Here is a 12,573-nt window from a genome sequence, read left to right on the forward strand (position 1 = left end):
TGGGCGGCCGGCTACGCCCGGCGCAGCAGCCGCGTCAGCTCGCGGACGGAGACATTTGGCATGTAGGCCTCCCCCACGGCGCGGCCGATGGCCGGCAGCGACAGCGGATCCTGGTAGGCCATGTAAAGCGTACGGTGCCGCGGCTGGAACCTCTTTTTGAAGTTGGCCAGCGACGCGAATCCGTACACCGGCTCCAGGGTCCGGGCCAGCACGCCCAGGATCCGTTCCATCGAGGTGCCCTCGAGTGCCAGAAGCGGATGCATGTCCGTCCCGGGCGCCTCGGCGGCCGCGGTGCCCGGGCCGCCTTCGGCCGCCGGCACTTCCGGCGCGCTGACGGCCAGGGGCGATCCGGACAGGGAGATGTATTCGACCTGGTCGCGGAAGTGCAGCACGGCCTCCGCAATCAGGAACTCCATCACGCCCTTGAAGGCGCCGTCGTTGCGGCGCATGAAGTCCAGCGTCCAGCTGACCACTTCCCCGTCCGCGAAGACGGGCAGCCAGCTCGTGACACCGTGGACGCGGCCGGTGCCGTCCACGGCGAGGCAGACCTGGACGTTGTCGTCCTTGAGCTGCTCCACGGTGCCCAGCGTGAATCCCAGTTCGGGCAGCGCCCTTTCCGACACCCAGTCTTCGGAAATTTCGTGGATCTGCGTGCGCAGGCCGGTGCTGAGCCCCGAGTATTTCTGCCAGCTCGCCTCAACCTGGAGTTTGGCCGCCTTGTTGAGGGCCGTGCGCACGTTTTGCCATTCCTTGCCCTTGAATTCCATGGCACGGATGTCCAGGAGGGTTTCGGTGGCCACGCCCGCACGGTGGAAACCGCGGCGCTCCAAGGTTTCCCAGCATTCATCGGTCAGTGAATAAAAACACGGGGTCAGGGATTGTTCGGAGCAATAATCAATGAATCCGTTCACGGCGGCCGGGTAGTCCGCCGGCTCCCCCAGGGGTCCGCCTACGGTCACCGCGACGCCAAAATGTTCCTGGTAGGCAAAGCCGGCGGTCCGCGCCGGCGTAAACCAGTACTCGTTGCCGGGCCAGAGCGCCATCCAGGACAGCGAATCGCCACCGCGGTGCACCAGGGCCGCCGCGGCTGCCTTGTCCGCACCGGCCGGACCGGACACCACGCGGCGGCTCAGGAACAGTCCCAGGACCACGACCACACTGGCGGTCCATAACGCGGCCCCGCCCATGCTGAAGAGCAGCGTGGAGAAGAAACCCTGCGGGTACACGGCGGCCCCATAACCAAAGGGGAAGGGGTAGGGCAGCAGCACCCTGGGCAGGCTGGCAAAGAGGCCGATGAACCCGTATTTGCCCTGTTCGTTGCCTTCCAGGTACCAGGCGGCTGCGTACAGCGCCACGAAAGCGCCGAGCATGATTGGCAGCAGGACGGCGGCCCGGCGGCGCAGGGCAGGGTCCGGGTCGATGTGGAAGTGGCGGCGCCGGGACACCAGGACGGCGGCGATGACAAACGGCACCAGGACCACGGGGAATACCTCCCACGCGGAGCTGTCAATGCTCAGAACGCGGCGTCCCCGCAGCAGCGGCAGCCCGAAGCCGGCAAACACCTGGAGGTAAAACGCGCTCATGACACCGATCACCAGGTGCAGGTAGACGGCCATCCAAAGGGCCAGCCGGTTCCCCCGCCGCAGCCCCTCGGCACACGCCAGGAGCAGCAGCATGGGGGCCAGTGCCAGCAGGTGCCCGCCCGGACCCCAGAGACCCATGCCGTGCCCCAGGCCGCGGCAGGATTCCTCCAGCGGCGTGCAGGCCGCCTGCAGCTGGCCAATGCTGGGCACCGGGTTGACCACCAGGTTGCGCAGCCTGGCCAGCGGACCCACCGGGATGTGGGCGACGGCGGCCATGAGCGGGCCCACGGCAAAGACGGCCACCACAATGGCCAGGTTGGTCCGCGTTTCACGGCTGGTGGAGCGCACCACGTAGGGGGCGGTCCGTGCCGGGAGCAGTGCCATACCCATCACCAGGCCCACCAGCGCCGCCACCAGGATGAACAGGTTCTGTGCATGGCCCACATAGAGGGTCAGCATCACCGCGGTGGCCAGCACCAGGTTGCGCATGCGCCGGCGCCACATGCGGCTGACCAACCGGCTTGCAGCCATCAGGGTGCCGGCCGAAGCCGCGTACGGCCCCATGAGGGTCGCCGCCTGCATGCCCTGAAGCCATTCAATGCCAAGGGCCCCGCCCAGCTGCACGACGCCGGTGAAGACCACCGCCGCCGCGAGCTGCACCGAGAAGAACAAAGCTGCGGCCCGCCACGTGCCCACCGTGACCTCTGCGAGGCCCAGCACCCCTATCAGCAGGGCCAGCGCGGCCAACAATCCGGCAGGGCCCTGGGTGAGGAACAGCGTGGTGATGAACGACCACCACTGCCCGTGCACCAAGTCGGTGGACTGCAGCCCGGCAGCGCCGGCCACAAACCGGGACAGGGGGTAAATAACCGACCGGGTGCCAACCACCACGACGACGGTCGCCGCCACGACGGCCAGCGAGAAGGGCGTCCGGCGCACCCAGCTGGCGAAGGCAGCCGTCACTGCAGTCCCAGCCGCGCGCCGAGGTAGGCAAACGCCGAAGGCAGCGCCTCCGTCACCATGATCCACGAGTGTCCGCCCGGGAAGGTGGTGCGTTCCACCTTCATGCCGGCCTTGCGCGCCGCAGCCTCAAGCACCACGGCATTGTGGGTGTACACCTGGTCCTGTTGGCCACTGGCAAACCAGCCCTGGACGAACGGGTAATTTTTGTGGTCGAGCAACGTCAAGGGCACCACGGCGTCGAACGCGGACGCATTACCGTGGAAGGCGCGCTGGATGGTCACGGCCCGGTCGGCGGTCAGCGCCGGCTCCCGCTCCGCGGAGATGGCTGCAAATGTCCTGTAGACGCTGGGGTGCCGGGTGACCATCTCCATGGCGCAGGTGCCGCCGTAGGAAAACCCCGCCACGGCCCAATGCTCGTGGTTCGTGTCCACGTTCAGGGTGGCGGAAATCCAATGCGGCACGTCCACCGCCATGTAGGTGTCCGCGCGGCCGAGGGCCGAGTTCATGCACATCGTGTTGGCTTCCTGGCTGCCGTTGGCATCCGGCATGACCACGACGGGTGCCAGGCCGTGATGGGCTCGGGCGTAATCAGCCATGGTCTGGGGCAGGTGCCCGGAGACGAGCCAGTTCTCCGGCGATCCCGGCTGCCCGGTGACCAACACCACCACCGGAAGAGCTGGCGCACGTGGCGCGAAGTAGGCCGGAGGCAGGTAGACCACCGCAGGGCGGGCATGAAAGCCGGAAACCTTCCCGGGAATGGTGACCTGGCGGAATTCGCCGTTCAACATCTTGCTGGGCGGCACCCAGCCGTCTTCCACCGGCAGCAGCCGGAAGCGCTCCGCGCTCTTCTTTTGCAGGAAATGAGGGATGCCCCGGGCCAGGGCCGGGTCCCCGCGTACCAGGCTGCCCACCGTGGGGTATTCGCCAAAGTAGACATTGACCTGCACCGCACAAACCACGAGCACGACGACGCCGGCAGCCACGCCCAGCAACCGCCTCACCAAGGACGTGCCCGCTCGCACCTGGCGGCCGCCATGGCGCACCTGTCCCTCGCGCGCGCGACGCCCGCCCAAGCCAAGAAGCGCCGTCGCCAATCCGAGGACCAGGCCCCAGATGCCGAAAGCCACGCAGGCAACGACGGTGGCGGGAAGGTCTTCAGGCCACCAGTACCAGACGTGGATGACGGCCCAGCAAAGCAACATCCCCAGGGCCGCCGAGACGGCTGCGGACAGTGCGCAGAAAATCCACCAACGGCGGGAGCGGCGGACCAGCAGGTACGCCAGCGCAACGACGCCCAAGACAAAGGCCGCCAGAGGCAGGAATCCCGAGGCCAGGCTCAGCCCATAAATCCACACACCTAATTGCATTGCTTGCCCTTTTCCGCCTGTCCCGCATCCAACATCGGGCAACACTGGAGATATTAGTGCCAAATTCTGGGAGGCTGCTGGAGCTTATCTCCAAGTACCGATCCCCACCACGGGACCGGCCTCCAGCCAGGACGACAATCCCGCGTAGGCACCGAATTTCATGGCCAGCAGCACTTCCTCACCCTTGTAGGAGAGCGTGACAATGACCACCCCGGGCGGCACCCGGGTCAGTTCCGCCTCGGTGGGCTTGCGCCGCCCCACCAGCTCAATGGAACTGCGGACCATCTTGCGGCGCGGAATGGGGCTTAACGAAAGAAGCCGGAACCATTCAAGGTCCGACTCCTGATAACGGCAAACCCCCATCTGCCAGCGGTTGCCGCCAATGCAGAGGGAGGCGTCCACGGTACCCAGGGCGCGCCGCAGTTGAAAGCGGCGCACCCCAAACAGGCACAGTGCTATAACGACCAGCAGGAAAATCGCTGCCAGGACGATGAACGGGATGCCGGGTTCGTTCATCAAATACTTGCTAGTGGTTGCCTGCGTTTGACGCTGCGCCGTCTTGCAACTGCGCGTTGTCGGCAACGATCACCACCCGGTCCTTGTCTACCGAGAAGAAGCCGCCGTCCACGGAAACCGCCATGCGGCCTCCGTTGACGGGCTCGATGGCCAGCTCACCCTCTGCCAAAATGGCCAGCAGGGGCGAGTGGCCCGGGAGGATGCCGATCTCGCCGTCGGACGTGCGCGCCTTGACCATCTTCGCCGCACCGGCCCACACATGGTGGTCCGCCGCTACGATTTCAACTTCCAGTTCGGCCATGGTTACTTGGTCGATTCCTGGATCTTGGCCCACTGGCGTTCGACGTCGGTCATGTCACCGACGTTGAAGAACGCCTGCTCGGCAATGTGGTCGACGTCGCCGTCGCAGATCGCGGTGAAGCCTTCGATGGTGTCCTTGATGGAAACCGTGGAGCCCTCGACGCCGGTGAACTGCTTGGCGGTGTACGTGTTCTGCGACAGGAACTGTTGGATGCGCCGGGCACGGGCCACGACGATCTTGTCCTCTTCGGAGAGCTCGTCCACACCCAGGATGGCGATGATGTCCTGCAGTTCCTTGTTCTTCTGGAGGATCTGCTTCACGCGCACTGCGGTGTCGTAGTGCGCCTGGCCGATGTACTGCGGGTCGAGGATGCGCGAGGTGGATGTCAGCGGATCAACGGCCGGGTACAGGCCACGTGAGGCAATTTCACGCGAGAGCTCGGTGGTGGCGTCCAGGTGGGCGAACGTCGTTGCCGGGGCCGGGTCGGTGTAGTCGTCGGCAGGGACATAAATGGCCTGCATGGACGTGATCGAGTGGCCCTTGGTCGAGGTGATGCGCTCCTGCAGGAGGCCCATCTCGTCGGCAAGGTTGGGCTGGTAGCCCACAGCGGAGGGCATGCGGCCCAACAGCGTGGAAACTTCCGAACCGGCCTGCGTGAAGCGGAAGATGTTGTCGATGAAGAGCAGCACGTCCTGGTTCTGGACATCGCGGAAGTACTCCGCCATGGTCAGGGCGGACAGGGCAACGCGCAGACGCGTTCCCGGCGGCTCATCCATCTGGCCGAACACCAGGGCGGTGTCTTTGAGAACACCTGCCTCGTCCATTTCAACCCAAAGGTCGTTGCCCTCACGGGTGCGCTCGCCAACACCGGCGAACACGGAGGTGCCTCCGAAGTTGCGGGCAACACGGGTGATCATTTCCTGGATCAAAACGGTCTTGCCGACACCGGCACCGCCGAACAGGCCGATCTTTCCACCCTGGATGTACGGGGTGAGAAGGTCGATCACCTTGATGCCGGTCTCGAGCATCTGCGTCGAGCCCTCAAGGGTGGCGAAGGCCGGGGCCTTGCGGTGGATCGGCCAGCGCTCGGTGGTGGTCAGCTCCGACTCTTCGATGTCCAGGGGCTTGCCCAGGACGTTGAAGATGTGGCCCTTGACGCCTTCGCCGACGGGGACGGAGATCGGCGCGCCGGTGTCCTTGACAGACGTGCCGCGGACCAGTCCGTCGGTAGCCTGCAGGGAGATGGCCCGGACCAGGTTGTCACCGAGGTGCAACGCGGTTTCGAACGTGATGGTGCGCGTCTCGCCGGCGAGCGTCAGCTCTGCTTCGAGGGCGTTGTAGATGCCGGGGATGGACCCCGCTGGGAATTCTACGTCAACAACGGGGCCAATGACGCGGGCAATGCGTCCAATGGCACCGGCCTTGGCGGCTACCTGCTCTGTAGTAGTGGCAGTCATCTCTCTCACTTCAATCAGTAGATGGCGTGGGGTTAAGTGTATCGGGGTCAGAAACCGGGCGGGCGGACCCGCCCCGGGGTGCGGCGTGGGCTAGGACGCGTTCAACGCGTCGGCACCGGCCACAATCTCGGACAGTTCCTGGGTGATTTCGGCCTGGCGGGCCGTGTTGCGCAGTCGCGTGTACTTCTTGATCAGGTCCGAGGCGTTGTCGCCGGCGGACTTCATCGCCCGCTGGCGTGCTGCAAGTTCGCTTGCGGCAGCCTGCAGGAGCGCGTTGAAGATACGGGATTCGATGTACCGCGGAAGCAGGGCGTCAAGCACCTGTGCCGGCTCGGGCTCGAACTCGTACAACGGAAGAAGGTCGGACTCGCTGGTTGCCTGCTCCTCCACCACCTCAAGGGGCAGCAGGCGGACAACCTGGGGAACCTGCACGACCATCGACTGGAATCGGGTGGAGACAATGTGGATTTCATCCACACCGCCCTTTTCGTATTCCGTGGCGAAGGCTTCCAGGACTGCCTGGGCAATCTCCTTGGCGGTGCTGAATTCGGGGGCATCCGTGCCACCGGTCCAGACCCGCGCGTAGCCGCGGTCACGGAAATCGAAGTACGCCTGTGCCTTGCGGCCGACCAGGAAGTACGAAACTTCCTTGCCTTCCGAGCTGAGCAGCTCCGCGAGCTGTTCAGACTGCTTGAGGACACCGGCGGAATAGGAACCCGCGAGGCCCCGGTCGGAGGCAACAACGACGACGGCGGCCCGGCGGATCTGCTCCGGCGTCGTCACCAACGGGTGGTCGATCACACTCTGCGATGCCACGGCAGAAACGGCGCGGGTAATGGCATTCGAGTAGGGCAAGGATGCCGCCACACGCAGGCGCGCCTTACCGATGCGCGAGGTGGCGATCAGTTCCATCGCCTTGAAGATCTTGCGCATCGAGGTGGTCGATGCGATCTTCTGGCGGTAGACCCGGATCTGGGCTCCCATACTTTTCCTTTCCTAAAGTCCCGGTGGCCGGTCCTGCCGGGGACATTGCCCCGGCAGGACCGGCCGACGTAGAGTCAGCGCTTCTGCTTGACGATCTTCTCTTGGTCGACGTCGGAGCCGGCAAGAGGGTCGTGCTCCTCGTGTCCGGCACCAACCAGCTGGTTGGCCCCGACACCGAAGAAGCCGGCCTTGAAGTCCGTGATGGCGGCCTTGAGCGCATCAACGGTTTCGTCAGCCATGACGTTGGTCTGTGCCAGCGTGGTCAGGATGGAGGTGGCGTGGCGCAGGTGTTCCAGGAACTCCTTCTCGAAGCGCGAAACGTCCTGGACCGGGACATCGTCCAGGTAACCGTTCGTGCCGGCCCAGATGGAGACAACCTGGTCTTCCACCGGGAACGGTGCGTACTGGCCCTGCTTGAGCAGTTCCATGAGGCGTGCACCGCGGGTCAGCTGCTGCTTGGAGGCGGCATCCAGGTCCGAGGCAAACATGGCGAACGCCTGCATGTCGCGGTACTGGGCCAGTTCCAGCTTCAACGTACCGGAAACCTTCTTCATGGACTTCACCTGTGCGGCACCGCCCACGCGGGAGACGGACACACCGACGTCAACGGCGGGGCGCTGGTTGGCGTTGAAGAGGTCCGACTGGAGGAAGATCTGGCCATCGGTGATGGAGATCACGTTGGTCGGGATGTAGGCGGAAACGTCGTTTGCCTTGGTTTCGATGATCGGCAGGCCGGTCATCGATCCTGCTCCGAGCTCGTCGGACAGCTTGGCACAACGCTCCAGCAGGCGGGAGTGCAGGTAGAACACGTCGCCCGGGTAGGCTTCGCGTCCCGGCGGGCGCCGCAGCAGCAGGGACACGGCACGGTAGGCCTCAGCCTGCTTGGACAGGTCATCGAAGACCACCAGGACGTGCTTGCCCTGGTACATCCAGTGCTGGCCGATCGCCGAACCGGCGTAGGGTGCCAGGTACTTGAAGCCGGCGGGGTCCGAAGCCGGGGACGCCACGATGGTGGTGTACTCCAGCGCGCCGTGGTCTTCCAGGGTCTGGCGGACGGCGGCGATGGTCGAAGCCTTCTGGCCGATGGCAACGTATACGCAGCGGACCTGCTTGTTCGTGTCGCCGGAAGCCCAGTTCGCCTTCTGGTTGATGATCGTGTCAACGGCCAGGGCGGTCTTGCCCGTCTGGCGGTCGCCGATGATCAGCTGGCGCTGGCCGCGGCCGATCGGAATCATTGCGTCGATGGCCTTCAGGCCAGTCTGCATGGGCTCGTGGACGCTCTTGCGCTCGGTTACGCCGGGGGCCTGGAGTTCCAGGGCACGGGTGGTCTCGGCGGCAATCTCGCCCAGGTCGTCAATGGGTGTGCCCAGCGGGTCAACCACACGCCCCAGGAAGGCGTCGCCCACGGGCACGGACAGGATCTCACCGGTGCGGTGAACTTCCTGGCCTTCTTCAATCCCGGTGAAGTCACCGAGGATGATGACGCCGATTTCACGGACGTCAAGGTTCTGGGCGAGGCCCAGGGTGCCGTCTTCGAAGCGAAGCAGCTCGTTGGCCATGACGGAGGGAAGACCCTCCACACGGGCAATGCCATCGCCTGCGGTGGTAACCCGGCCAACCTCAACGCGCTCGGCGTTGCCCGGTTCGTAGGACGCCGCGAAGTCATTCAACGCAATACGGACATCGTCGGCGTTGATGGTCAATTCGGCCATCTGCAGTCCCTGCTCTCCTATTTCGCGATCACCGCGTGTTTCCCGGTGACCTAGCTTTCGCACCATTCCCGTCCTGGTGGGCGGGCGGTTTGGTTTCTTACTTTTTTGCTTTGCGGCTATCCAGCCAGCTGGCGGCGCAGTTCGCCCAACCGGGCCATGACGGAGGCATCCACTACCTCGTCACCCACCCGGACACGGACGCCGCCGATGAGCGCGGGGTCCACGCGGACGTTGACGTTCAGCTCGCGTCCGTACAGGGAGTTGAGCCCGCGCTGCAGCCGCTCGAGCTGCGTGGCGTCCATCGGACGGCTCACCGTGACCTCGGCAATCCAGCGCTGCTGGCGTTCCGCTGCCAATTTGGCGAAGCGTTCAATGAGCTTGACGCTCTTGAGCCCGCGCGGGTTGACGACCGCCTGGCGAATAAGAAGCTGGGATTCCTCGCTCGCGCCAGGTGCCAGCCTCAGTGCCAGGTCCACCTTGGCGGACTCGTCTGCCTGCGGTTCCACCAAGGCGCGCTGCACCTCGTGGCTGGATTCAACGGACTGGTTGAAGGCGAACAGGTCGCTCTCCAACGCAGCCAGGCCGTTGAGGCCGGAAACGGAGTTGCCGGAACTTGCAGACGCGCTCCGATTTTCAGCAACGGCGATGACCACGGTTGCGGCCACGGTCTCGAGTGCATCGCCAAGGTCACGCGCATCGCTCCAACGGGCTGCGGCCAAACGGCCGACGATGGCCTCCGCTTCCGCGGAAACCTTGCCCTTGACAAGTGAGGCAACCAGCGCCGTCTTCTGCGCACCCTCGCGGGACGGGTCAGTCAGCGAACGGCGCAGGCCGGCCGAGCTGTCCAGGACCGCCAGGATGGAAAAAAGCTCCTTGGCCAACGACAGCGTCGCCGTGGGAAGCTCTGCTTCCAACTGGCCCAATGCCATGGTCAGCGATTCGCTCGATACGCCTGCCATTACTTCGTAGCACCTTCGCTCTGCTTTTCCAGGTCAGCCAGGAAACGGTCCACCACGCGGGCTGCGCGGGCGTCGTCGTCCAGCGACTCGCCCACAATGCGTCCCGCCAGCGTGGTGGCCAGCGAACCGACCTCGGCACGGAGGGACACGACTGCGGCCTGGCGCTCGGCGGCGATGGCCGTCTGTGCCTGTTCCGTGATGCGGGCAGACTCACTGGCGGCCTTTTCCTTCAGGTCCGCCAGGATCTGGGCACCTTCGGTGCGGGCTTCCTCACGGATGCGGTTTGCTTCCGTGCGTGCGTCAACCAGCTGCTGCTTGTACTCACCGAGAGCCGCCGACGCTTCCGCCTGCGCCTTCTCAGCCTTGGCGATTCCGCCTTCAATGGCTTCAGTGCGGTCGGCATAGGTCTTCTCAAACATCGGGACAACGAACTTGGCCACGATGACCATGAGAATGGCGAAGCCGACAGCGACCACCAGGACTTCAGACCAGCTGACAGCCAGTGGGCTGGGCGCTGCATCCGCCGCATTGACGGAGGCTAAAACCATGAGATTATTCATATTTCACCCGTCCTTTTCTACTCGTGTTTTGAAACTTCGAAGTTCTCTTTACTTGAGAACGAACGCAAACACGAGGCCGAGGATGGCCAGTGCTTCGGTCAGCGCCAGGCCCAGGAAGGCGAGGGGCTGGAGCACACGCTGGGCTTCCGGCTGGCGTGCAACGCCGTTGATGTAGGCAGCGAAGACCAAGCCCACGCCAATGGCACCGCCGATTGCGGACAGACCGTAACCAATGAGGTTCAGCGAGCCGTTGATATTTCCCGTCATTGTGTTTCCTTTCAAGATGCCCGTAGGCAGGTTGTTTGGTTCAAGTTATCCCCCAAGGGGAATTCTTTTGGTGCGGTTAGTGGCTGTCCGCGTGGACAGCACCCTCAATGTAGATTGCGGTCAGCAGGACAAAGACGTAGGCCTGCAGGACCATAATCAGGGCTTCAAGCATGTACATGGCCACTGCTCCGACCAGTACCAAAATGGAGGTGCCCTTCAGGAACCAGCTTTCCTGTGCAATCAGGAACTCGATGCCGGAGCCGGCGATCATGACGATCAAGTGGCCGGAGAGCATGGTGGCGAAGAGACGCAGGCTGTGGGTCATCGGTCGAACCACAAAGTTTGAGATGATCTCGATCGGGACCACCATCGGCAGGATGTACCACGGCACACCCGACGGGACCACGGCCAGCTTGAAATAGCGCAGGCCGTTTTCCTTCAGGCCCACACCGATCCAGACCACGTACACGAGCAGGGCCAGGACATAGGCGCCGGAGACGTGCGAGAAGCTGGGCAGCTGCAGGATCGGGATGGCACCGAACAGGTTGTTGACCAGGATGAAGAAGAACAGGCAGAACAGCAGCGGCACGTACTTTTTGTAGTCCTTGGCCCCGATGACGTCCTTGCCAACGGAGTTGCGCACGAAGCCGTAGGCCATTTCGCCCACAAATTGCAGCCGGCCCGGAACGAGCTGGCCTTTGCGTGCCGCAGCCACGAAGAACCAGGCGATGATCACGACCGAAAGCAGCACCAACAAAATCTGCTTGTTGAATTCCAGGCCACCGATCGTAAAGAACGGGGTCAGGTGGCTTTCGACGCTGGGCGGGGTAAAGCTTCCACCATCTTGGGCGGGGAGCATAAGCGCGATCAACGCGTTTCCTCTCTGCAGTGTCCGTAATTGGGCTGGTTTGCGGGAGCGGAGACGGAACGCGCCTCGAAGCCCCCAAGGTTATAGAAAAAATGTGGTATCAATGTTGCTCAGGCCCCTGGCCGTTGGTCGCGGTTGGAGGTCCGTCCACACGCTTGGAACTGCCCATTCCGAAGCGGCGGGCAAATGACAAATAAAATCCGCCGGCGAGGCCAATGAGTGCCCCGGCCAGAACCATCCAATGTGTTCCGAGCAAAATATCCAGACCCCACCCTATCAAACTCCAGACCACTATTCCGCCAATAATGTAGCTGAACACGACCATTCCGGAGTTGTAGCCGCCCGTGCCTTCGGTGTTGTCGGGGTTGCCGGAAGCCGCGGAATACTTCTCCCCGCGTCCGTTGCCGCCGCTCATGCCTGGCCCGCTTCCGACGGTGGTTTGACGGGGTCGTTGTAGAGCTGCAGGCGCTGGCGGCTGAAGGTGACCACCTCGGTGGCCTGCCACAGCAAAACCACCACGACGCCGGCCGTTGCGAACCAGGGGCCGTTGAGCCAGGTAGGGGCACCCAAGGTGAAAAGGATGACCGCGAAGCCCACCACTTTCACCAGGTAGGTGACCATGAAAACGCCAATGGCACCGGAGGGATTCTTCCGGCCGTAAATGTGGCCCACCAGAAGACTGAGGCCGAAGAAGGCAACCACGACGGCGGCACCAAAGGCGACACTGCCAACCCCCGGCCAGCCCGAAACGACGAGCGCCGCAACGGCAAGCACCACCGTGGCGGCCACAGCCACCAGCAAACACTTCACGAGGATGTTCAGCCAAGGGGTGGCAGAAGGACCGGCGACCTTGACGGGTCCCCGAACGGCGCCGTGGGGGGCACTTTTATCCTTCATTACCACTCTCTTCAGGAGAGACTTTTATCGCACGAAAGCCAATGAAACGCGGGGGCGGAATTCGCCAAAAACAATTCTACACGAGATAGAACTGTTACATGACCTAACTAATGCCCCTCCGCACCGGGCCACGGCCGGT

The 12,573-nt window shown here is 63.9% G+C and carries 13 protein-coding genes; all 13 read right to left on the reverse strand.

From position 1 onward, the window contains the following. Positions 1–11: 11 nt before the first annotated feature. A complete protein-coding gene (locus MMF96_RS04310; protein WP_256882663.1) occupies positions 12–2,546 on the reverse strand; it encodes a DUF2156 domain-containing protein in 2,535 nt (844 codons plus the stop codon). Further along, complete coding sequence (locus MMF96_RS04315) at positions 2,543–3,913, reverse strand: alpha/beta hydrolase family protein (RefSeq protein ID WP_256882664.1); 1,371 nt, start codon at positions 3,911–3,913, stop codon at positions 2,543–2,545. Before MMF96_RS04315 ends, MMF96_RS04310 begins: the two co-directional genes overlap by 4 nt. Positions 3,914–3,997: 84 nt before the next feature. Continuing rightward, positions 3,998–4,429 (reverse strand): DUF2550 domain-containing protein, encoded by a 432-nt coding sequence (locus tag MMF96_RS04320; protein WP_176616818.1) that lies wholly within the window; start codon positions 4,427–4,429, stop codon positions 3,998–4,000. A gap of 10 nt (positions 4,430–4,439) precedes the next feature. Next, a complete protein-coding gene (locus MMF96_RS04325) occupies positions 4,440–4,730 on the reverse strand; it encodes a F0F1 ATP synthase subunit epsilon (RefSeq protein ID WP_176616817.1) in 291 nt (96 codons plus the stop codon). 2 nt (positions 4,731–4,732) lie between these two features. Then, entirely contained in the window at positions 4,733–6,187 is a 1,455-nt protein-coding gene (atpD, locus tag MMF96_RS04330; protein WP_176616816.1) for a F0F1 ATP synthase subunit beta, read from the reverse strand. A 90-nt stretch (positions 6,188–6,277) separates the two neighbouring features. Next, entirely contained in the window at positions 6,278–7,171 is an 894-nt protein-coding gene (locus tag MMF96_RS04335) for a F0F1 ATP synthase subunit gamma (protein WP_176616815.1), read from the reverse strand. Positions 7,172–7,245: 74 nt separating this feature from the next. After that, a complete protein-coding gene (gene atpA / locus MMF96_RS04340) occupies positions 7,246–8,883 on the reverse strand; it encodes a F0F1 ATP synthase subunit alpha (RefSeq protein ID WP_176616814.1) in 1,638 nt (545 codons plus the stop codon). Between the two features lie 116 nt (positions 8,884–8,999). Next, entirely contained in the window at positions 9,000–9,842 is an 843-nt protein-coding gene (locus tag MMF96_RS04345; RefSeq protein WP_176616813.1) for a F0F1 ATP synthase subunit delta, read from the reverse strand. After that, positions 9,842–10,402: a F0F1 ATP synthase subunit B gene (locus tag MMF96_RS04350; protein WP_176616812.1), complete on the reverse strand. Its 561-nt coding sequence runs from the start codon at positions 10,400–10,402 to the stop codon at positions 9,842–9,844. Before MMF96_RS04350 ends, MMF96_RS04345 begins: the two co-directional genes overlap by 1 nt. A 48-nt stretch (positions 10,403–10,450) precedes the next feature. Beyond that, entirely contained in the window at positions 10,451–10,669 is a 219-nt protein-coding gene (gene atpE / locus MMF96_RS04355) for an ATP synthase F0 subunit C (protein ID WP_113718645.1), read from the reverse strand. 76 nt (positions 10,670–10,745) lie between these two features. Next, the gene (gene atpB, locus MMF96_RS04360; protein WP_176616811.1) at positions 10,746–11,540 is read right to left on the reverse strand and encodes a F0F1 ATP synthase subunit A; all 795 of its coding nucleotides are present in this window, start codon (positions 11,538–11,540) and stop codon (positions 10,746–10,748) included. A 97-nt stretch (positions 11,541–11,637) separates the two neighbouring features. Next, entirely contained in the window at positions 11,638–11,952 is a 315-nt protein-coding gene (locus MMF96_RS04365) for a hypothetical protein (protein ID WP_176616810.1), read from the reverse strand. Next, positions 11,949–12,434, reverse strand: a complete 486-nt coding sequence (locus tag MMF96_RS04370; RefSeq protein ID WP_176616809.1) for a hypothetical protein — start codon at positions 12,432–12,434, stop codon at positions 11,949–11,951. Before MMF96_RS04370 ends, MMF96_RS04365 begins: the two co-directional genes overlap by 4 nt. Positions 12,435–12,573: the final 139 nt, after the last annotated feature.

Origin of the sequence: Arthrobacter sp. STN4 (assembly GCF_024539665.1) — a bacterium.
Taxonomy (GTDB): domain Bacteria; phylum Actinomycetota; class Actinomycetes; order Actinomycetales; family Micrococcaceae; genus Specibacter.